Raw genomic sequence first — 19,702 nt, 5'->3', positions numbered from 1 at the left:
TTCCGTCTTGGGACGGCGATCCGTCTTGGCGGCAGGCCATCTGAGCTGCGGTTTTACGGCAGGGACGGCTGGGACGGCACAAGACGGATGTGGTTGCCGTCCCGCCCCGGCCTGCCGTGGGCGCTCTCGCGCTCAGCGGCAAGCCGGTGGCGGTGTCGGTTCACGTACCGTCTTGGGGCTGGTTGTCGTCTCGGCTGTACGTGCTCTGACCTGCAGCGCTACGGCAGGGACGGCTCGGACGGCAACCGGGGGTGGTCAGCCCTCGCTTCCCGCTTGGGCGTCGAGGGGGTGGACAGCTGGGCAGTACCGTCGCCAGGCGTCTGCGAACTTGTTGCGGGTGTAGCCCTTGCGCTGGGAGCCGTCGCCGATGCGCACATTGCCCGAGGAGATGCCGTAGTCGCGGAGTATCGCGCCGAGCCCGCGCGGCGTGAGGCCGCCCCGGCCGTGCTCGGCCCACGGCGCCTCCGGGTCGCTATTCAGGGCGAACAGGAGGTGATCAGTAGTGAGGGCGTCCAGGTCACCGCTGCCGACGAAGATCCGCCGGATGTCGGCCAGGATCCTCGCGCCGCTCGGGTTCTCCTCCTCAGCCTCGACCTCGGAGGCGACCATGCGGGCGCACGCCAGGCGGGCAAGGCGCGGCCAAGGGCCGCCCGCGAGGTCGGCGATGATCACCAGGGGCTCCCAGGTGTCGGCGGCGCGGTCCTCGACCGGCATAGTCGGTTCCAGGCGCAGGGCCTCATCGGCCAGGGGTTTGGTCCAGAGGGCGAGCTTGGCGCGGATCTCGTTCAGGACCTTCTGGTCGCGGCGGGTGCGGTACGGTGCGACGCGCTCGCCCTCGGCTCGGCGGCGCATTCGGATGACGATCGACCGGTCCATGATCGTGTCGGGCAGGTCGCCGATACCCGCGATGGCCGCCATCGCGAAGGTGTGGAACCGGTGGGGCGTGTGGTCGTTGCCGACCACGCGCAGTACATAGCGGTCGCGCTGGTGCCCGGCGTTCAACAGGCCGCGCATCTCCTCGTTCTTCTCGGCCATCTTCGGCGTGCCGAAGATGGTGTCGGCCTCGTCTACCAGGAGCGTCGGCGGCTCCTCGGTGATCGATCGGAAGACCGCCGCCGGAGTGGAGTTGACCGTCAGAACCGCGTGGTGGACGGTCTCGGTCAGCACGTCGAGCAGGCGGGACTTGCCGCACCGCTTGGCCGGTCCCACCACCGCCAGGCGCGGCGCGTGCTGCCACGCCGGCTGGAGATGGGTCGCGGCAACCCACAGCGTCGCGGCGTCCAGCGCCTCCTCGGAAGGCAGGATCACGAACCTGGCGATCAGAGCCTTCAGCTGCGCGAGCAACTCAGCACCGCCGGTCGCCGGGGCATCCGGCATCGCGGCCAGGCTGCTCATTCCGGCGGGCTCTGCCGGTGCGGCCTCCTCCGGCTGCCCACAGGCTGTGGACGACACCGCTTGCCCAGCGGGGAGGTAGGTGCCGGGCTCCCCCGGCTTGACGACGGGAGGCCAGTTCGTGGCGGGGACCGCCGAGTTGGGATGGTGGGACGTAGACTCCATGCTGAAGCTCCAGACTGGGGCGCGGGACCTGATCCGTCGCGCGCCGCTGATGAGGTCGTTGGTAGGGACTTCGCCTAGCCCTCGGTGTTCGCTGCACCGAGGGCCTTCGTATATCCGTGACCGGTGGGCACGACTCTTCGCGGCCACCTCAACTCGCAGGTGTTCTTGGTGGGTTGAAGCTCGCGGTAACCCTTCGGTGGCCGCGGCTGGCGAGCGACCACGAACCTACGTCCACAGGTCCGGAAGATCCACTCCATGCGGACAAGTACGCCCACGGCAGACGCACTTGCCGATCGCGCCCGCACCACGTCAAGCTGCATCTGCTGCAAGGCCGTTGACCACAGCGTCCTCGATGCCCAGCAGTCGCAGGAGGTCCGCCGTGATCACCCGGTACTTCTTGCCCAGCCGCAGCACCCGGCACGGGTAGAGGTCGCGACGCGCAAGCTCGTAGCCCTTGCTGCGGCCCAGCCCGATCGCCCGGTTCGCCGTGTCCAGATCGATGGCCGCCGGCAGGGCCAGCAGCTCGGCCCGGCCCATGCCCTGCACAGCCTCGTTCGCATTCTCAGTTCGCATCGAAATCTCCGTATCCAGGCGCTCCCCAAGTGGGGGGCTTCGGCGGTGCGCCGGAGCAAGGAAGAGATTGCCGAAAGCTAATGTGTCGATATGACACACGACGAAGAAGAAGACTGGCCCACCCAGATCACGAACGCCGTGATCGCCGAAATCACCCGCCTGAGGAGGAAGATCGGCTTGACCGCCCAGGAACTGTCGGACGAGTGCGACCGCCTCGGCCTCACCGTGCCGCGCAACGTCATCGCGAACTGGGAATCAGGCCGGCGCAAGACCATCACGCTCCCCGAACTGCTCGTCATTGCCGAGGCCCTGCTCGTTTCACCGGCGGCCTTGGTCTTTCCACCGTGGCAGGGCGGCTCCGTGGACTACCTCCCAGAACAAGGCGCGGGGCAGTGGTGGGCTTTCAGCTGGTTCACCGGTGAGGAGCAAACCAGCTACAGCCACTGGCGGCTGAGTCTCTACCGCGAGCATGCCCAGATCTACTCCCGACTCCAGACCGAACACCACGACGCCTACCAGCTTCAGTTCAGGCGCCGCCGCGAAGACTGGCCGCCCGGTGCGGAGGAGAAATACGAGCGCCTGGTCGAAGTCACCCGAGACCAGTTGCTTCCCGTCCGGGCGCGCATGCACCAACTGGGCCTGTTGCCGCCTCGCCTGAGTTCGCACCTTGCCTTCCTCGACGAAGAAATCCCACCCCTCAACACCAACACGGAGGAAATTGCATGAAGGGCTCCACCTACCACCGCTGCTACTGCCGCGACGCCGAGACTGGCAAGCCGCTCGGCAAGGCGTGCCCGAAACGGGGCAGCCGCAAGCACTGCGCCTACTCGATCCGACAGGAGTTGCCCAACAAGGAAGACGGCACCCGCCGCTCGTTCAACCGCGCCGGCTACGAGTCCCTCAAGGAGGCTCAGGAGGACCTCGACCACATCCGCGCTCTGCTCGCCCTCGGCAAGGACGAGCCGGATGACCTCGCACTGATCGCCGACCTGCTGGAAAAGGTCGCTGACGAGAAGTCCGCGCTGCCCCAGATCGAAGAGACCCGCCGCCGACTGAAGAGCGGCGTTGACCTGAGCGGTCGCCTCACCGTCAGTGAGTGGCTGGACAGTTGGCTGGAGAACAAGCGCGCGAGGAAGTCCACCGTCAGCCGGTACGAGACGGACATCCGCGTCCACCTCAAGCCCCGCATCGGCCATGTGCGGCTCGACCGGCTGCGCGTGAGCCACCTGGCGGAGATGTTCAACGGCATCTGCGACACCAACGAGGAGATCCTGGAGGCCAACGCTCTGCGCCGAGCGGCCACCGAGCAGCTCCGGAAAGCCTCTTGGAAGGGCGAGGAGAACCGGGCGCGACGCGCCACGATGAAGGCCGCCATCGACGAGATGCCGCCGTTCAGGCGCGTCACCGGCCCGACCACCCGGCAGCACATCCGGCGGTCCCTGCGCGTCTCGCTCAACGATGCGATAGCCGACGGGCTCATCACCTTCAACCCGGCCGCCCACGTCAAGATCGACCCGGCGAGCAAGCCCAAGGCCCTGCTCTGGACTCCCGAGCGCGTCGCCGAGTGGCAGGAGACCGGCAGCAAGCCATCGCCGGTCATGGTGTGGATGCCGGCCCAGATCGGGGAGTTCCTCGACTTCGTGTCCGACCACCGCCTCTACGCGATGTGGCACCTCATGGCGTTCCGAGGTCCTCGCCGGGGCGAGAGCTGCGGCCTCGGCTGGTCGGAGACGCGCCTCGATTCTTCCTCCCTGACCGTCACCACACAGCTGGTGCAGGATGGTTGGGACGTCGAGGAGTCGATCCCCAAGTCGGATGCCGGCTTCCGAGTCGTCCCGCTGGACGAGGAGACCGTCCACGCTTTCACCGCCCACCGCCTCCGCCAGCAGGCGGAGCGTGAGAAGTGGGGGCCGGCCTGGCAGGAAACCGGCCGCGTCTTCACCAACGAGGACGGCACCTGGCTGCACCCCGGCAAGGTGACCGACATGTTCGAGCGGCTAGTCACCCTCTCCGGCCTACCGCCGATCCGGCTGCACGATCTGCGCCACGTCGCGGCGACGCTCCTCCTCGCGGCCGGTGCCGACCTGAAGGTCGTCCAGGAGTTGCTCGGCCATTCCTCCATCACCATTACGGCTGACATCTACGCCAGCGTCCTCCCCGAGCTGGCCTTCGCCCAGGCCGAGGCAGCCGCCGCGCTCGTTCCTCGGGCGAGGTCACAGAAGGACGCCCAGTCCGCCGCCGCACCCGCCTCTGACGTGCAGTCCGCTCACGCATCGCTCACGCAGACGGCCTGAAAAGCAGCAGCACCCCGGCTAATCGAAGTAGCCGGGGTGCTGCGCTGCAGGTCAGAGGGGGTGTCCCGCCTCATTCCAAGTGGGCCGCCAGGGGCTCGAACCCTGAACCTACGGATTAAAAGTCCGCAGCTCTGCCAATTGAGCTAGCGGCCCGCCGACCTGCGGTCCACCGTGCTGGTAGGCCGCCTGCCAGGGCGATCCTACCCGGTGATCCGCAACGCTTGGCCAGTGGATTGGGCGGCCACGCCGGAGCAGTGTGCGAACACCGCTCCGCCAGCGGTCCGCCGACGGTCCGCCCAGGCCCGTCGGCCCTGCTCAGCCGGGCCGCTACGCGGTCGGCACGAGGTGCGCCGCCCGGACCCGGCGCAGCCAGGATTCGGCGGGCGCCTCGTCCGGGGCGTCCGGCAGCACGCCCGGGCGGTTGAAGCGTTCCTCCGCGTCCGCCAGCAGCAGCCGCGCGAGTTCGGGCCGGTCGGCGTACCGCTCGCCGAGTGCACGGACCCGCTCGGGGTCGGCGAGCGGGACCACCACGGAGCCGGTCTCGTGCAGCGTGACGCCCTGGAGGACCAGCCTGATCAGGTGCCGCGCGTGCTTGGCCGCCCGCGCTCTGGTCCGCTGGTCCGTGGTGTCACGGGCGCTCAGTTTGCGGAACTGCTGTGTGGCATAGCCGAGATAGGAGTTCCGCACCGCCCTCGCGCTCAGGAAGGACCGGCGGATGCCGATCAGCTCCTCGCCGAGCGGCGTACGGACCTCGTACAGGTCGGCGGGCAGCCAGACCAGTTCGGAGGCGGTCGGGTTGCTGCTCAGCGCGAGGCGGCACCACTTGGCGGCCTCGTGCAGCGTGCGGTCCGGCGCGGTGCTGACATGGGACTCGGCGGGGCGGTGCAGACCGTGGAAGGTCTCGGTCGGCGCGGCGAACAGGCCGAGCCGGTCGATGTCGGAGCCGGCGTGGGCCAGACCGTACGCGGTGGAACCGACGATGCCGGAGAGCAGCACCTGCATGGGAACGTCGCCTCCTCGGCGGCACGGGTCGGGCGGTACAGAGTCGGGCGGTACAGAGTCAGGGATGTGGCGTCAGGTGTGTGGCGTCAGGGGTACCGGACGGCACGGTGGCCCGCAGGCCGCAGCCCATGGCGCCGGTGACCGGAAGTCTCCCCCGGCGGCGGCGTCGGGCGCGAACGAATTGTCGGTACGTCGCTCCGGCCGCCCCGCACACCGCGCGCCGATACTGGGCGCATGGCGAACAGCGAGATCCCGGTCGTCCCGGTCGCGAAACTCCGCGCCTGGTGGGCCCACCGGCAGTGGCTGGACGGCGCGCAGGCCGGTACGCACGTCGGTGCGTCACCCGCCGAGGTGCTGGCCGCCACGGGCTGGGCCCGCTCGGTCGGGGGTGCGGCGCCGTACCTGGGGCTGTTCGCCCGGGCTGCGCTGGACCGGGCGGTGGTGGACGCGGCCGTCGCGGCACTCGACGTGCACGAGCTGCCCTCCGCCCGGGGCTGCACCTACGTACTCCCCGCCTCGGACTTCGCCCTCGGCCTGGCGGCCGGCGCCGCCGCTCCGGAGGGCAGCCTCGCCGCCGCCGAGAAGCACCTCGGGGTGAGCCGCGACGAGATCGAGAAGCTCTGCCTGTCCATCTCCCGGGCTCTACCCCAAGGCCATTCCCCTGGAAGGCCGTTGGACCCGGCAGCAATCCGCGAGGCGGTCGGCGGGGAGGTTCGCGGGCTCGGCGAGGCAGGGAAGAAGCGCGGCCTGTCCACCACCCTGCCGCTGGCACTGGGCCTGCTGCAGGCCCGGGGGCTGATCCGCCGGGTTCCGGTCAACGGCCGTCTGGACCAGCAGCGTTACGGGTACGTGGGCTGGGACCAACCCGTGAAGGGTTCCGCCGCCGAGCTCGCCGAACGGTACTTCTCCTGGGCCGCGCCCGCCTCACTCCGGCACTTCCGCTGGTTCACGGGCTTCACCTCGGCGACCGCGAAAGCAGCCGTCGCCCCGCTCGGTCTCGTCACCCTCCCCGGCACGGATCTCCTCATCCCGCCCCAACTGGCCGACGAGCTGGCCTCCTTCAGCATCCCACCGGATCCCGCGTACACACTGCTGGCCGGCATCGACGGCCTGCACCTGCTGCACCGCGACCTCTCCCGCCTGCTCGACCCGGCCGACGCCGCCCTCCCCGTGCCGGGCGCCAGAGCCGGGCGCAGCTTCGGCGGCGACGCCGACCCGCAGACCCACATCGTGGTGGACCGCGGCCGGATCGTCGGCCTCTGGGAGTACGACACCGCCGAACAGGAGATCGTGCACCAGCTGTTCGTCCCCACCGACGCCGCCCTGCGCGACACGATCGCCCGCACCGAGACCTTCGTCCGGGACCAGCTGGGCGACGCCCGTGGCTTCAGCCTCGACTCCCCCAGGAGCCGGGCCCCGAAGATCACCGCGATCCGGGCGGCGGCAGCCACCCCTTGACCCGGTAGGCCCTTAACCCGGCAGCCCGTGGGCCCGTAGGCCCGTGGGCCAACTCTCGGGCGCCGACCGCCTTCGACTACCGTCTGACGGTATGAGCAACGATGTCGTCCTGATCACCGGTGGCAGCCGTGGCATCGGCGCGGCCACCGCCCGCCTCGCGGCTGTTCGCGGCTACCGGGTATGCGTCAACTTCCGTACGGACGAGGCAGCTGCAGCCGACGTCGTCGACGAGATCCGGGCGGCGGGCGGCACCGCGATCGCCGTCCGGGCGGATGTCACCCGGAGCGCCGAGGTGGACCGGCTGTTCCGGGCCGTGGACGACGAGCTGGGCCCGCTCACCGCACTGGTCAACAACGCGGGAACGCTCGAAAAGCAGTGTCGGCTGGACGAGTTGGACGAGGAGCGGCTGACCAGGATCTGGGCGGCCAACATCACCGGACCGTTCCTCTGCGCGGGAGCGGCCGTCCGCCGGATGTCCACCCGGTACGGCGGCGCGGGCGGCGCGATCGTGAACGTCTCCTCGGCCGCCGCCCGGCTCGGCTCGCCGAACGAGTACGTCGACTACGCCGCCTCCAAGGGCGCGCTGGACAGCATGACGACCGGCCTGGCCCTGGAGGTCGCCGCCGAGGGCATCCGGGTCAACTCGGTCCGTCCCGGCCTGATCCACACCGGCATCCACGCACTGGGCGGCGACCCCGGCCGGGTCGACCGGGTCGGGCCGCTGCTGCCGATGGGACGCGGGGGGCAGCCGGAGGAGATCGCCGAGACCATCCTCTTCCTCCTCTCCCCCGCCTCCTCCTACACCACCGGCGCCTTCGTCGACCTCGCAGGCGGGCGCTGAACGCCCGGACTCCCGGGTTCCCCGACTCCGGGCCCGACTTCGCCCAATAGCCGGAGTCACCCTCGGACCGCGCGCTACGGTGACGAACATGACCGAGCGCGCGTTCGACGGCCCGTCCTCCCGCATCGCCGTGTCCGGCGTGCAGAACTTTCGCGACGCCGCCATCAGCGGCATCGGCGGCATCCGTCCCGGCAGGCTCTACCGCTCAGGCCACCTGGGCCAGTTGACCCCCGCCGGCGCCCGCCACCTCGAACCCCTCGGCCTCCGCACCGTCATCGACCTGCGCACCACAACCGAACTCGCCGTCCACCCGGACCAACGCCACGGACTCGACTTCGACCTGCTCCATCACCCCGTCCTCCCCGACCGCCGGACCTCCGAACTCCCCTGGCCCACCGACCAGACCGAGATGTACGTCTTCATGCCCGAAGCCGGCGGCCAGGCCATCGCCGACACGGTCCGCCGCCTCGCCACCCCCGGCAGCCTCCCCGCCCTGCTCCACTGCGCCGTCGGCAAGGACCGCACCGGCCTCACCATCGCGATCATCCAGTCCCTGACCGGCGCCCCCGAACCCGACATCATCGCCGACTTCCTCCAGTCCAACCCCAACCTCGGCCTCGACGCCGGCCCGATCCGCTACACCGACGAATACGGCGACGAACACCTCTCCCACCCCGTCACCGCCACCCACCTCACCACCGCCCTCACCCACATCCACACCCTCCACGGCACCCTGGAGAACTACCTCCGGACCTACGGGGTGACGGACGCGGAGCTCTCGGCGCTACGGGCGGCATTGATCAATTGATGCAGTCAAGCGAGGCCGCAACAGGGCGTGAGCCACCGCCTGGCGAACGGCCGGCCACAGGGCTACCAGCCAACTTCATGAAGCTACATAGCCTTGATCAGCCAGGATCCCTCACCGTTCGCTGACGGAGAGTGCTAGAACTTCCATACCCCTCCGGCAAGCCACAGGAGCGACCCACGTGTCTGATCCAAGCGCCCGCGACCTCCTACTTGTAGCCGGGTTGTACGAACGCGTCATCACCGATGATCTCGCCGAGCAGCTAACCAGGATGAGTAAGTCAGGTTGGCAAGTCACCGAGCGCGAGGTTGGCAGCGAGTCAACACCATTTGTGCTGGCCCGGCATATCGCCGCCTCCGTGCAGCGCGCCCTACAGGAGCTGAAGCCCGAGCAGCGGGTCGAGGCCGCCAACCGGGTGCTAGCTGCTCTCCCTACTCCCGGCGAAGCTTCCATCGCAGCTGATCAGGTTGTCGAAGGACCTAGGGAGTTGATCGCGCTCGCACAGGAAGAGGCTCCCGGCGTCTATTCGGTTCGCCCAATGACTCCCCTCTCCGAGAGCGCCCTGCTGACCAACGCGCCCGAAGAACGCAGCCTGGGCCATGAACTTCGCGCCGAGATAGTGACGGCAGACCAAGTCGACCTGCTCTGCGCCTTCGTCAAGTGGCACGGCCTGCGGATCATCGAGGACCAACTCCGCGAGCTAGACCGGCGTGGCCTACGACTCCGCGTCATCACCACCACGTATATGGGCGCGACCGAGCGCCGCGCCCTTGACAGGCTGGTCCGTGAGTTCGGGGCCGAGGTCAAGGTCAACTATGAGCTGCGGACCACCCGGCTTCATGCCAAGGCGTGGCTCTTCCGCCGGAACACCGGGTTCCACACTGCGTACGTGGGCAGCTCCAACCTCTCCAAGGCGGCTCTGCTCGACGGGCTGGAGTGGAACGTAAGACTCTCCGGGGTGGCCACCCCAGCCGTACTACGCAAGTTCGAGGCCACGTTCGACTCGTACTGGAGCAACCCGGCGTTCAAGACCTACGACCCCGACCGGGACGCCGACGAGCTGGATCAGGCTCTTCTGGCAGCCGGCAGCGGTTGGAAGGAGGACGGGCGTCAGATCTCCCTGTCCGGCCTGGAAGTACGTCCGCACCCCCACCAGAAGGACATGCTGGAACGCCTCCAAACTGAACGCGAAGTCCACGGGCACCACCGGAATTTGCTGGTTGCTGCCACCGGTACCGGCAAAACCATCACCGCTGCTCTTGACTACAAGCAACTACGTAAGGACCTTGGGGGCGATCCGACGCTACTCTTCGTCGCGCACCGCCAAGAGATCCTCACGCAATCACTCCGCGCCTACCGCGAGGTGCTGGCTGACGCGAACTTCGGTGAGCTGATGGTTTCAGGTGACCGCCCCGAGCAGCGCCGACATGTGTTTGCGAGCATCCAATCACTGCACACGCGGGGTCTCAGCTCGTTCTCGCCCGAGCACTTCGATGTGATTGTCATCGACGAGTTCCACCACGCGGAGGCCGCGACCTATCGCAAGGTAATCGACCATTTCGCTCCGCGCGAGCTGCTTGGCCTGACCGCCACGCCCGAACGTGCCGATGGCAAGCGAGTCCAGGACGAGTTCTTCGATGGGCGGATCGCAGCGGAGATGCGTCTCTGGCAGGCCCTGGAGGATGATCTCCTCTGCCCGTTCCACTATTTCGGCGTGCACGACAATACCGACCTTAGCAATGTCAGCTGGCGCCAGGGCGCTTACGACCCGACCGAACTGACCAACGTCCTTACCGCCGGGGATGCGCAAGCCCGCCAGGTCGTCCAAGCCGTGCTGGATAAGATCTCCAACCCGCTCAGAATGCGCGCACTTGGATTCTGCGTCTCTGTTCGCCATGCAGAGCACATGGCCCGGGCATTTAGCCGGGCCGGTATCTCCGCCCGCGCCCTCTCTGGCAACACTCCCGCTCGAGAGCGCAAGGCCGCACTTGACGGCCTGAGTAGCGGGCACATCCAGGTCCTGTTCACCGTCGACCTGTTCAACGAAGGGCTGGATATCCCCGGCATCGACACACTCCTACTGCTACGGCCGACCTCCAGCGCCACAATCTTCCTCCAACAGCTCGGCCGCGGCCTACGCCGCTCTGCTGACAAGGCCGTACTCACTGTCCTGGACTTCATCGGCTTCCAGCGTAAGGAGTTCCGCTTCGAGGATCAATTCCGTGCACTGACCGGTTACACCCGTAGGGCACTTGAACGAAACGTCTCGCAGGACTTCCCACTTCTGCCATCAGGCTGCCTGATTGTTTTGGACCGGGTGTCGAAAGGAATCGTCCTCGGCAACATCAAGGAACAACTCAAGGGCAACGTCAAAACCCTGGCACAGGAGGTACGTTCCTACGGCGAGCCGGCCCTTAAGACCTATCTCGCTGAGAGCGCTCGCCACATCAACGAGATCTACCGTGGCAAGAACTCCTGGACGGGCATCCTTCGGAGGGCCGGCCTGACGGCCTCACCCGAAGTCGAGGGCGAAGCCGCGCTGCTGAAGCGAGTCGCCACGCTGCTACATGTGGACGATCCCGAGCGAGTTCGGGCGTATACCCGGCTGCTTGCGGATGATGCCAAGGCATACGGAGAGCTCAACGAGCGGATGCAGACATACGCGGCCATGCTCGTCTACTCCCTCTGGCCGAAGGGTGAAGGCTTCACTTCCATTGGCGATGGCTTGAAGCTTCTCCACGACTACGGGGCCGTCCGCGATGAGATCCGCCAGGTGCTCGCTCTTGGCCTTGACAACGCCGCACACGCGCCGAAGCCACTCGGGCTGGACCTCGGCCCGCTGACTGGGCAGCCGCTGGCTGTTCATGCCCACTACAACACATCCGAGTTGCTCGCCGCACTGCGCTGGACTCAATTGGGGCGCAACCTTCCTGAGTACTTCCAGGCGGGCGTCGCGTGGTGCCAGGAGACTCGAACCGATGCTCTGCTGGTCACCATCAAGAAGGACGAGAAGGATTTTTCCGAGCACACCCGATACCGGGACTTCGCACTGAGCGAGGAACTGTTCCACTGGGAGTCGCAAGGGCGGACCTCTGGCGCGTCGGCAACCGGGCAGCGGTACCAGAATCACCATCAGGAGGGCAGCAACGTGCTGCTCTTCGTTCGACAGGAGAAAGAGAACGAGATCGGTCGCCCGTGCCCATACATCCTGCTCGGGCCGGCCCGCTATGTCTCGCACGAGGGCGACCGCCCGATGGCCGTGACCTGGCGGCTTCGCATCCCGCTGCCGTCCGACGTGCAGCACTTCACCGCGGTTACCACTGGGTAGCCGTACCCAAGTCCCCCGGAGTACCACTGCACCGTCCCGGCGGGGTCGGCCGCTACTTCGGCCCCCGGGCGGCTGCGACGTTGGGCTCGACGGCGAGCAGGGATGGCCCGACCGAGGAGAGCATCATGGCGAAGATCCCCACCGCAGTAGTTGCGGCTGCCGGGCTGGTCGGCGGGTACGGGGTGGCGCGGTGGAGTGGGCGGCGGGAGTTCGGGGGTGGGGTGCTCGCGGTTGCTGGGGGCGTGGCGGCGGTTCAGTGGCAGCGGCAGGCCGGGACGGCTGCCGCTGTCGGGTTGACCGGGTTGTATGTGGCGGCGTTCGGGGGTTCGCACCCGCTGGCGAAGAGGATCGGGGCCTGGCCGGCGGTGTTCGCCGTTGCGGGTGTTGTTGCGGCGGCGTCCATGGTCGCGACCAAGCGGTAACAGTCGGCGACAAGCGCCCGGCGAGCGGGCTCAGTTGCTGAAGCGGGCCTCGAAGGCGGCTCGGTTGGCTGAGACCGGGCTGCGGTCCCAGACCGCGAAGACCACCCGCTCGAAGGTCGCGCCGTACGCCTTCAGCGCCCGTTCGAACGCCTCCGCGACCTCGGCCGGGTTGTTGCGGAAGACCCCGCACCCCCACGCCCCGAGCACCAACTCCCGTACGCCGTGCGCCGAAGCGACCGCCAGAACCCTGGCCGCCCGCTCCGCCAGCACCTCCCGGACGTCCACTCCGCGACCGCTCGAACGCAGGGCCAGCTGGCCCGCGTTGGGCGCCGGCGAGGTCAGGAACGAGACGGGGTAGGGCTGTTCGAGCAGCGCACCGCCGGCGTCGCGGATCACCGGTACGCCCGGGGAGAAGATCACCCGGTGGCTGTACCGGAGGTCGGTGGAGGCCCGGTGCGCCTCGTAGTAGTCGGGTGCTTCCAGCAGGCAGCGGTACAGCAGCGCGCTGCGGCAGAGGTCCTCCTCCTGCGCCCGGGCTCCTCGGATGTAACCGCCGCCCGGGTTCCGGGCGGACGCGAAGTTCAGCACCCCGACCTGCCCGCCCCCTGCCTCGTACAGCCGCTGCGCGGCCTGCATGCTGCCCTCGGCCGTCACCTCCACCGGACCGGTGAACGCCCGCCCGGCGGGCAACTCCTCGTCCGGTGCGTACGAGACTGTCCCGGCCCGGGCCGCCGCCAGCAGCTCACCGATCTCGACCTGCACGCCGCCGGCCGTACGGTAGGTCCCCCGCTCGGCGATCTCCTCGTTGTCGACGGCCACTTGATGCAATCTGCTGCTCATGCCGGTGACGGTACGTCACGCCAGCGCCGGGCGGCCACCAGGTTTCCGATCAACGCCGACGGGCCCGCCCCACCGAAGTGGAGCGGGCCCGGATCAGGACTGGCTAGCGAGCGTCAGCTCTTCCAACGCGGCTTGCGGTCGCCGCCGTTGAAGCTGCTGCCGCCACCGCGGTTGTCGCGGTCGCCACCGAACGAACGGCCGCCACGGTCATCGCGGTTGAAGCCGCCACCGGTGCCACCCTGCGGACGGCCACCGGCGCGGTGGTCGTCACGGCGGGCGAACGGACGGCTGGTGCTGCTGCCGCCGCCACGGTTGTCGCGGTCGCCACCGAAGGACGGACGGTCGCCGAAGGAGCGGGCCGGACGGTCGTCACGGTTGAAACCGCCACCCTGCGGACGCCCACCACGGTCATCGCGGTTGAAGCCACCGCCACGGTTGTCACGGTCGCCACCGAAGGAGCGAGCCGGACGCTCGTCGCGGTTGAAACCACCCGAACGGGCCGGACGGTCATCGCGGTTGCCGTAACCACCACCGGCGCCACCCTGCGGACGCCCACCACGGTCATCGCGGTTGAAGCCACCGCCACGGTTGTCACGGTCGCCACCGAAGGAGCGAGCCGGACGCTCGTCGCGGTTGAAACCACCCGAACGGGCCGGACGGTCATCGCGGTTGCCGTAACCACCACCGGCGCCACCCTGCGGACGCCCACCACGGTCATCGCGGTTGAAGCCACCGCCACGGTTGTCACGGTCGCCACCGAAGGAGCGAGCCGGACGCTCGTCGCGGTTGAAACCACCCGAACGGGCCGGACGGTCGTCACGGTTGCCGTAACCACCACCGGCGCCACCCTGCGGACGCCCACCACGGTCATCGCGGTTGAAGCCACCGCCACGGTTGTCACGGTCGCCACCGAAGGAGCGAGCCGGACGCTCGTCGCGGTTGAAACCACCCGAACGGGCCGGACGGTCGTCACGGTTGCCGTAACCACCACCGGCGCCACCCTGCGGACGCCCACCACGGTCATCGCGGTTGAAGCCACCGCCACGGTTGTCACGGTCGCCACCGAAGGAGCGAGCCGGACGCTCGTCGCGGTTGAAACCACCCGAACGGGCCGGACGGTCGTCACGGTTGCCGTAGCCACCACCGGCGCCACCCTGCGGACGCCCACCACGGTCATCGCGGTTGCCGTAACCACCGCCGGAGGAGCCACCACGGTTGTCGCGGTCACCGTACGAGGGGCGCTCGCTGCGCGCCTCGCGGTAGGCCGGGACGCGCTCGGGCTCGACGGCTGCCGGGGCGGCGGTCTCGGTCACGGAGTCGGCCGAACCGGCCTCCGCCGCGTCGCCCGAGGACTCGGCCGGAGCCTCGTCCTCGATGCCCAGCTCGGCCCGCTCGCGGGCGGCACGGGCCGCGAGGCGGTCGGCCTCCTCGCGCAGCTCGGTGGCGCGACGCTGCGCGCGCTCCAGCTGCTTGGTCATGTCGGCGATCTCACGCTCGGCGGCACCGGCGATACCGGCGGCGCTCTCGGCCTGGACCTCGATCAGCGAGCGGGCGCCGGTGATCCGGGCCACCTCGGGGTCGAAGGCGTGGTCGAGGATGTGACGGCCGGCGTCGACGCCCGCGTCCTCCATCAGGCGGAAGACGCCACGACGCTGGTGCGGCAGCACCAGGGTGACGACGGTGCCGGAGCGGCCGGCGCGGGCGGTACGGCCCGAGCGGTGCAGGTAGTCCTTGTGGTCACCGGCCGGGTCGACGTTCAGGACCAGGTCGATGCCGTCCACGTGGATGCCACGCGCGGCGACGTCGGTCGCGACGACCACGTTGACGTAGCCGTCCTTGAAGTCGCCCAGCACCCGGGTACGGGCGCCCTGGGTCATACCGCCGTGCAGCGCGTCGGCCTTCACGCCGGCCTCGATGAGCTGCTCGGCGACACGGTCGGCGCCCATCTGGGTGCGGACGAAGATGATCGTCCGGCCCTTGCGGGCAGCGATCGCGTTGGTGATCGGTGCCTTGTCCTTGGGCTTCACCACGAGGATGTGGTGGCTCATCGTGGTGACGGCGCCCTGGGCCGCGTCGACCTCGTGGGTGACCGGGTTGCTCAGGTAGCGCTTGACCAGGCCGTCGATCTCGTTCTCCAGGGTGGCGGAGAAGAGCAGGCGCTGGCCGCCGGCCGGCACCTGGTCGAGGATCTCGGTGACCTCGGGCAGGAAGCCCATGTCGGCCATCTGGTCGGCCTCGTCGAGGACGGTGATCTGGACGTCCGCGAGCTTGGCGGTGCCACGGTTGATCAGGTCACGCAGGCGGCCGGGGGTGGCGACGAGGACGTCGACACCGCGCTCCAGCGCGTAGATCTGGTTGGACATCGAGGTACCGCCGCAGACGACCTTGAGCTTGAGGCCGAGCACCGAGCCGAACGGCTCCAGCGCGTCGGCGACCTGCATGGCCAGCTCGCGGGTCGGGACCAGGATCAGGCCGCGGGGGTGCTTGGGCTTGGTGCGGTCGCCCGCAGCCAGGCGGGTGAGCAGCGGGAGGCCGAAGCTCAGGGTCTTGCCGGAGCCGGTACGGCCACGGCCGAGAACGTCCTTGCCGGCCAGGGCGTCCGGGATGGTCGCGGCCTGGATCGGGAAGGGGGTGGTGACGCCCTTCTTCGCGAGGCACCGGACGACATCGTCGTGCAGGCCCAGGTCACCGAAGGTGAGGGTGGGCTCGGTGGGCTCGACGGCCTCGTCCTCGTCGACCGCGTCAGCGGCGTCAACCGCGTCGTCGGCCTCGTCGGAGGCGTCGAAGGAGTCGGTGGAGTCGATCAGATCGGCACTCTCGACGGCCTCAGTGGCGGCGTCGGTGGTGTCGGGGGTACGGACATCGGCGTCCGATCCGCTCGCGGGCATGGCGAAGCGGTCGTCGTCAACGAGAGACATGCAAAACCTTCCGGAAGTGGCACGCGCCTAAGTCCGGGGTTCTGTTACACAACCGCCTCTATGCGGTCAGCCACGGATCGCCGGAACGCGCCAAGGGCGCCAGATGGGAAAAGGGCGCCAGACAAATGAATCATACGAACGATCTACCACCATAGGCGAACCTAGGGATCAAAGGCAAATCTGCTGGCCAGGCCACTAATGACCGGCCACCCCTCCAGAGGGGGCCGCCGATCCGATGTTACTCGGTGAGGGAGGCGGGGGAGCCGACACGGACGGGGCTGCGGACGCGCTGGGAGCGGCGCTCGGGGACGGCTGCGCCGAGGCGGACGGGCCGCCGGTCGGGGACCCGGGAGTGGCGTGCGAGGCGGACGGGTGCGCAACCGGGCTGCCGCTCGGCGCAGCCGACTGCGCCCCCGGCAACCCGCCGGTCACGGGCGGGGTCGCGCCGGGGCTCGCGGCGGCGCCTGGGGCAGCCGGAGTGGCACCGCCGGGCGCGGTGGCGGCCCCCGAGGCACCGGCGGGTCCGCCCCCGACGGCGGCCGAACGCTCCGCCCGCTGGCCACCGGCCCGCGCCGGACCCGGCCCGGCGGCACCGGACTTGCCCACCACTCCGCCCCGCCCGACCGGCTGGATGGCGGGCTGCTGGTCGGAGGAGGCCGCCCCGACCGACATGCAGCCCGTCAACCCCATCCCCGCCAAGGCCAGCACCACCCCGCCGGCCACCCGCACCCGAAGCCCCGCCCGAAGCCGTGTCTGCGGCCGCGGCCGCGCCGGGACCTGCGTCCGAATCTCCGCCTGAATCCCCACCGTCTGAATCCGCACCGTCTGAATCCGCACCGCCGGGACCGAACGAGTCGTACGAACCGCCATCACCCGAGTTACCTCTCCTGCCCGCCCCGCCAGGGTCGGCCGCCACCGGCCGACCGAGCGGCGCACGCTGGTCTCACGGAGCCGCTTTCGGTGCCCAACGCGCGGGCGGCACCCCCGGACACGGCCGACGGCCCGCCAATCGGCCCACACACCCACAGCGGCCCGTACCCACACCCACAGCGGCCCGCACCCACTCGTACCCGCCCGGTCACACGCGCGGCTCACCGCTCCCGGGCGCCGCCGGGGGCGCCCCCGGCCGGCGGCTGCCGGAGGACGACCTCGCAGTCGTCGAGGACGGCCAGCCCCGCTCCAACCGCCCCGACCAACCCGTCCAGCTCCGGCAGGAACGCCCGGATGCGCTCGGCGGTGTCCACGATCACCACGGCCACCGGCAGGTCCTCGCTCAGCGAGAGCAGCCGCGCGGTGTGGACCACCGCAGACACGCCGAACCCCTCGATCCCCCGGAAGACACTCGCACCGGCCAGGCCGGCGGCGTGGGCACGGTGGACGATCTCCGCGTAGAGCGGCCGGTGCCGCCAGGTCTCGTTCTCACCGACGTAGACCGTCAACCGCAGCGCACCACCGGTCAGCCTGGCCATGCCGCCTCCGCTCACACCGCCCTCGACCGGTCGGCAGGTCGACAGGTCCGCAGGTAGGCGGGTCCGCAGCTCGACAACTCAGCCGCCGACCCGTTCCGACCGTTCCGACCGTTCCGACCGTTCCGACCGTTCCGACTGTTCGGCACTTCCGACCCTGCCGGCCGTTCGAAGCCCACACTCAAGTGAATCACCGGAGCCGATCACCTGGCATACCGTCACCCCGCACCCGACAATGAGTCGGTGGACATGACCCGGGACGAGTTCGAGACGCTGGTCGCCGACGCCCTCGACCAGATCCCCCCGCAGCTCGCGGCCATGATGGACAACGTCGCGGTCTTCGTCGAGGACGAACCGGCTCCGGCCGACCCCGAGCTGCTCGGCCTGTACGAGGGGACCCCGCTCACCGAGCGCGGTGAGTGGTACGCCGGGGTGCTGCCCGATCGGATCATCATCTACATGGGCCCGACCCTCCGGCACTGCACGACCTACGACGAGACCGTCGCGGAGGTCCGGACCACGGTCATCCACGAGGTGGCCCATCACTTCGGCTTCGACGACCACGAGCTGCACGATCTCGGCTGGTCCTGACCGCGACCCGGCCGCAGACCCGCTGCCGGCGGCCCCCGCCCACCCGGCCGAAACCGTTTTGGCGTTCCCGCTCCGCATCCCATATGCTTCTCACGTCCCCGACCGCTGAAAGCCAGCCGGGCGGGCCGCAAGCCCTCATCGTCTAGTGGCCCAGGACGTCGCCCTTTCAAGGCGGTAGCACGGGTTCGAATCCCGTTGGGGGCACGGCAGTAAAGTCTTTACCTGTAGTAAAGTCAGCATCGCAAGATGCTGAGGCGGATAAGATCCGCACGAGGTCCTGTGGAGCAGTTGGTTAGCTCGCCACCCTGTCAAGGTGGAGGTCGCGGGTTCAAGTCCCGTCAGGATCGCTCGCCTCGCAAGAGGCGGTGCAGTACGGCCAGGTAGCTCAGTTGGTACGAGCGTCCGCCTGAAAAGCGGAAGGTCGCCGGTTCGACCCCGGCCCTGGCCACAACTGCTGAAAAGAGCCCCCGAGCGCCTCGCGCTGCGGGGGCTTTTTCATGCCGCTCGACGCTGACGGCACAGCGGACGGTCGGTGATCCGACTGCGGCTCCAGGACGATCCGGGGAGCTGAGCGCCCAACCGCTCGACCCGTACGGGCGATGCCGAAGCCCCGTCCCGGACTACGCTGAGATGCTGTCCGGCACTCTCCAGGAGGCACCGCGCATGAACACGGAGCACTTCGCACTCCTCGAAGAGGCCCGCAGAAGCCTGCCCGACGGATTCAAGGTGGAGCTGTCGGGCGACACCATCGTGATGATGGTCAGCCCCTCGGGCATCCACCAGCGGAACCTTCTCCTGGTCCGCCGCCAGTTCGACGCGCACGCCCCGTCGGAGTTGCTGCCGAGCGAGAACACCGACCTCGTTTCACCGAACGTGGGCAAGAGTCGCAACCCGGACCTCACCTACCTTCCGGGCGAGGCGTTGACGACGACTGACAATCAGGTCCCCTCCGAAGTCGCCGCTGTCGCCGTCGAACTGGTCTCCCCCTCCAACCCGGAGAACGACTGGGTCGGGAAGGTGCGCGACTACCCGCAGATGGGGATCCCGCTGTACCTGCTGATCGACGCCAGGCAGAAGACCGTCACGCTCTTCAGTCGCCCCGATGGCACGAAGTACCACCGCCGCGAGGACATCGAGTTCGGTGAGACGCTGCACATCCCGGAGCCGTTCGACTTCGACCTGATCACGACCGAACTGCTCCCGTACTGACCGACGCCGGCGCGCATAAAGCCACCGGTTGACGCCGGCGCTGACGCCGACCGGCATGGACACCGGCATCCGAGAGCGCACTTCCACGGCTGCGGCGCGGCGCGGCACGCAGCGGGACAGAGCGGCGCTACGGGGCGGAGAGCACCTGCCGGAGTGCGCCGAGCAGTTCCGCATCGGCCGGCGGGCCAGATGCGCGCCAGGCGATGTGGCGGTCGGGGCGGACGGTCTGCTGCTCGCCGGTGGCCAGGTAGCGGGCGGCCCGAACAGTACCCGCACAGCCCCGGCCTGCCGCGATGGATTTCGTGCTCAGCGACCCGGCGGACACCACCGGCGCTGCAGCGTCTCGGATCTGACGCTGCCACAGGGAACCCGATCGGCCGTTCGGCACGTCCAGTAGG

Annotated in this window: 17 protein-coding genes and 4 tRNA genes; 13 read left to right on the top strand and 8 right to left on the bottom strand. The window is 69.2% G+C overall.

Annotated features, from left to right (window positions below; translation table 11 throughout):
• Nucleotides 1-255: 255 nt before the first annotated feature.
• Both P3T29_RS15980 and P3T29_RS15975 read right to left on the bottom strand, forming a co-directional pair.
• A complete protein-coding gene (locus tag P3T29_RS15980; RefSeq protein WP_280717115.1) occupies nucleotides 256-1,557 on the bottom strand; it encodes a DUF3631 domain-containing protein in 1,302 nt (433 codons plus the stop codon).
• 309 nt (nucleotides 1,558-1,866) lie between these two features.
• Nucleotides 1,867-2,130 carry a hypothetical protein gene (locus P3T29_RS15975; protein WP_280717114.1) on the bottom strand — a complete coding sequence of 88 codons (264 nt, stop codon included), beginning with the start codon at nucleotides 2,128-2,130 and terminating at the stop codon, nucleotides 1,867-1,869.
• Nucleotides 2,131-2,220: 90 nt separating this feature from the next.
• On the opposite strand from P3T29_RS15975, the gene P3T29_RS15970 reads away from it, so the two are divergent.
• Both P3T29_RS15970 and P3T29_RS15965 read left to right on the top strand, forming a co-directional pair.
• Nucleotides 2,221-2,856 carry a helix-turn-helix transcriptional regulator gene (locus P3T29_RS15970; protein ID WP_280717113.1) on the top strand — a complete coding sequence of 212 codons (636 nt, stop codon included), beginning with the start codon at nucleotides 2,221-2,223 and terminating at the stop codon, nucleotides 2,854-2,856.
• Entirely contained in the window at nucleotides 2,853-4,424 is a 1,572-nt protein-coding gene (locus P3T29_RS15965) for a site-specific integrase (RefSeq protein WP_280717112.1), read from the top strand. The genes P3T29_RS15970 and P3T29_RS15965 overlap by 4 nt, the downstream gene beginning before the upstream one ends.
• A gap of 80 nt (nucleotides 4,425-4,504) precedes the next feature.
• Here the strand turns inward: P3T29_RS15965 and P3T29_RS15960 are convergent.
• Nucleotides 4,505-4,577, bottom strand: a tRNA-Lys gene (locus P3T29_RS15960).
• A gap of 174 nt (nucleotides 4,578-4,751) precedes the next feature.
• A complete protein-coding gene (locus P3T29_RS15955; protein ID WP_280717111.1) occupies nucleotides 4,752-5,426 on the bottom strand; it encodes a nucleotidyltransferase domain-containing protein in 675 nt (224 codons plus the stop codon).
• 234 nt (nucleotides 5,427-5,660) lie between these two features.
• On the opposite strand from P3T29_RS15955, the gene P3T29_RS15950 reads away from it, so the two are divergent.
• The 5 genes from P3T29_RS15950 (at nucleotide 5,661) to P3T29_RS15930 (ending at nucleotide 12,280) form a co-directional block, all read left to right on the top strand.
• Nucleotides 5,661-6,884: a crosslink repair DNA glycosylase YcaQ family protein gene (locus P3T29_RS15950; protein ID WP_280717110.1), complete on the top strand. Its 1,224-nt coding sequence runs from the start codon at nucleotides 5,661-5,663 to the stop codon at nucleotides 6,882-6,884.
• A 91-nt stretch (nucleotides 6,885-6,975) separates the two neighbouring features.
• The gene (locus P3T29_RS15945) at nucleotides 6,976-7,725 is read left to right on the top strand and encodes an SDR family oxidoreductase (RefSeq protein WP_280717109.1); all 750 of its coding nucleotides are present in this window, start codon (nucleotides 6,976-6,978) and stop codon (nucleotides 7,723-7,725) included.
• An 88-nt stretch (nucleotides 7,726-7,813) separates the two neighbouring features.
• Nucleotides 7,814-8,533, top strand: a complete 720-nt coding sequence (locus P3T29_RS15940; protein ID WP_280717108.1) for a tyrosine-protein phosphatase — start codon at nucleotides 7,814-7,816, stop codon at nucleotides 8,531-8,533.
• A gap of 178 nt (nucleotides 8,534-8,711) precedes the next feature.
• Nucleotides 8,712-11,858: a DEAD/DEAH box helicase gene (locus P3T29_RS15935; protein ID WP_280717107.1), complete on the top strand. Its 3,147-nt coding sequence runs from the start codon at nucleotides 8,712-8,714 to the stop codon at nucleotides 11,856-11,858.
• Nucleotides 11,859-11,983: 125 nt separating this feature from the next.
• The gene (locus P3T29_RS15930; protein WP_280717106.1) at nucleotides 11,984-12,280 is read left to right on the top strand and encodes a hypothetical protein; all 297 of its coding nucleotides are present in this window, start codon (nucleotides 11,984-11,986) and stop codon (nucleotides 12,278-12,280) included.
• Between the two features lie 30 nt (nucleotides 12,281-12,310).
• Here the strand turns inward: P3T29_RS15930 and P3T29_RS15925 are convergent, their stop codons facing one another.
• A complete protein-coding gene (locus P3T29_RS15925; protein WP_280717105.1) occupies nucleotides 12,311-13,120 on the bottom strand; it encodes a TIGR02452 family protein in 810 nt (269 codons plus the stop codon).
• A 113-nt stretch (nucleotides 13,121-13,233) separates the two neighbouring features.
• Nucleotides 13,234-16,008, bottom strand: a complete 2,775-nt coding sequence (locus tag P3T29_RS15920) for a DEAD/DEAH box helicase (protein ID WP_280717133.1) — start codon at nucleotides 16,006-16,008, stop codon at nucleotides 13,234-13,236.
• A gap of 265 nt (nucleotides 16,009-16,273) precedes the next feature.
• On the opposite strand from P3T29_RS15920, the gene P3T29_RS15915 reads away from it, so the two are divergent.
• On the top strand, nucleotides 16,274-16,837 hold the full coding sequence (locus tag P3T29_RS15915; protein ID WP_280717104.1) for a hypothetical protein: 564 nt from the start codon (nucleotides 16,274-16,276) through the stop codon (nucleotides 16,835-16,837).
• Between the two features lie 292 nt (nucleotides 16,838-17,129).
• On the opposite strand, the gene P3T29_RS15910 is transcribed toward P3T29_RS15915, so the two are convergent.
• Nucleotides 17,130-17,507, bottom strand: coding sequence for a DUF190 domain-containing protein (locus tag P3T29_RS15910; RefSeq protein ID WP_280717103.1), 378 nt, complete (start codon nucleotides 17,505-17,507; stop codon nucleotides 17,130-17,132).
• A 246-nt stretch (nucleotides 17,508-17,753) separates the two neighbouring features.
• Between P3T29_RS15910 and P3T29_RS15905 the strand changes: the two genes are divergently transcribed.
• From P3T29_RS15905 to P3T29_RS15885, 5 genes are all read left to right on the top strand, one after another.
• Nucleotides 17,754-18,095: a metallopeptidase family protein gene (locus P3T29_RS15905; RefSeq protein ID WP_280717132.1), complete on the top strand. Its 342-nt coding sequence runs from the start codon at nucleotides 17,754-17,756 to the stop codon at nucleotides 18,093-18,095.
• Nucleotides 18,096-18,226: 131 nt separating this feature from the next.
• Nucleotides 18,227-18,299, top strand: a tRNA-Glu gene (locus P3T29_RS15900).
• Nucleotides 18,300-18,368: 69 nt separating this feature from the next.
• Nucleotides 18,369-18,442 (top strand) — tRNA-Asp (locus tag P3T29_RS15895).
• A gap of 27 nt (nucleotides 18,443-18,469) precedes the next feature.
• Nucleotides 18,470-18,543 (top strand) — tRNA-Phe (locus P3T29_RS15890).
• Nucleotides 18,544-18,758: 215 nt separating this feature from the next.
• A complete protein-coding gene (locus P3T29_RS15885) occupies nucleotides 18,759-19,304 on the top strand; it encodes a Uma2 family endonuclease (RefSeq protein ID WP_280717102.1) in 546 nt (181 codons plus the stop codon).
• Nucleotides 19,305-19,431: 127 nt separating this feature from the next.
• On the opposite strand, the gene P3T29_RS15880 is transcribed toward P3T29_RS15885, so the two are convergent.
• Nucleotides 19,432-19,632, bottom strand: a complete 201-nt coding sequence (locus P3T29_RS15880; RefSeq protein WP_280717101.1) for a hypothetical protein — start codon at nucleotides 19,630-19,632, stop codon at nucleotides 19,432-19,434.
• Nucleotides 19,633-19,702: the final 70 nt, after the last annotated feature.

It is taken from the genome of Kitasatospora sp. MAP5-34 (genome assembly GCF_029894335.1).
In the GTDB taxonomy this organism is placed as follows: Bacteria; Actinomycetota; Actinomycetes; order Streptomycetales; family Streptomycetaceae; genus Kitasatospora.
Note: the sequence above shows the minus strand (reverse complement) of the source record. Positions and strands in the feature narration are given on the sequence as shown.

Coding starts and splice junctions, on each gene's coding strand:
- P3T29_RS15980 (WP_280717115.1), bottom strand. CDS start 1,557: ATGGAGTCTACGTCCCACCATCCCAACTCGGCGGTCCCCGCCACGAAC.
- P3T29_RS15975 (WP_280717114.1), bottom strand. CDS start 2,130: ATGCGAACTGAGAATGCGAACGAGGCTGTGCAGGGCATGGGCCGGGCC.
- P3T29_RS15970 (WP_280717113.1), top strand. CDS start 2,221: ATGACACACGACGAAGAAGAAGACTGGCCCACCCAGATCACGAACGCC.
- P3T29_RS15965 (WP_280717112.1), top strand. CDS start 2,853: ATGAAGGGCTCCACCTACCACCGCTGCTACTGCCGCGACGCCGAGACT.
- P3T29_RS15955 (WP_280717111.1), bottom strand. CDS start 5,426: ATGCAGGTGCTGCTCTCCGGCATCGTCGGTTCCACCGCGTACGGTCTG.
- P3T29_RS15950 (WP_280717110.1), top strand. CDS start 5,661: ATGGCGAACAGCGAGATCCCGGTCGTCCCGGTCGCGAAACTCCGCGCC.
- P3T29_RS15945 (WP_280717109.1), top strand. CDS start 6,976: ATGAGCAACGATGTCGTCCTGATCACCGGTGGCAGCCGTGGCATCGGC.
- P3T29_RS15940 (WP_280717108.1), top strand. CDS start 7,814: ATGACCGAGCGCGCGTTCGACGGCCCGTCCTCCCGCATCGCCGTGTCC.
- P3T29_RS15930 (WP_280717106.1), top strand. CDS start 11,984: ATGGCGAAGATCCCCACCGCAGTAGTTGCGGCTGCCGGGCTGGTCGGC.
- P3T29_RS15925 (WP_280717105.1), bottom strand. CDS start 13,120: ATGAGCAGCAGATTGCATCAAGTGGCCGTCGACAACGAGGAGATCGCC.
- P3T29_RS15920 (WP_280717133.1), bottom strand. CDS start 16,008: ATGCCCGCGAGCGGATCGGACGCCGATGTCCGTACCCCCGACACCACC.
- P3T29_RS15915 (WP_280717104.1), top strand. CDS start 16,274: ATGTTACTCGGTGAGGGAGGCGGGGGAGCCGACACGGACGGGGCTGCG.
- P3T29_RS15910 (WP_280717103.1), bottom strand. CDS start 17,507: ATGGCCAGGCTGACCGGTGGTGCGCTGCGGTTGACGGTCTACGTCGGT.
- P3T29_RS15905 (WP_280717132.1), top strand. CDS start 17,754: ATGACCCGGGACGAGTTCGAGACGCTGGTCGCCGACGCCCTCGACCAG.
- P3T29_RS15885 (WP_280717102.1), top strand. CDS start 18,759: ATGAACACGGAGCACTTCGCACTCCTCGAAGAGGCCCGCAGAAGCCTG.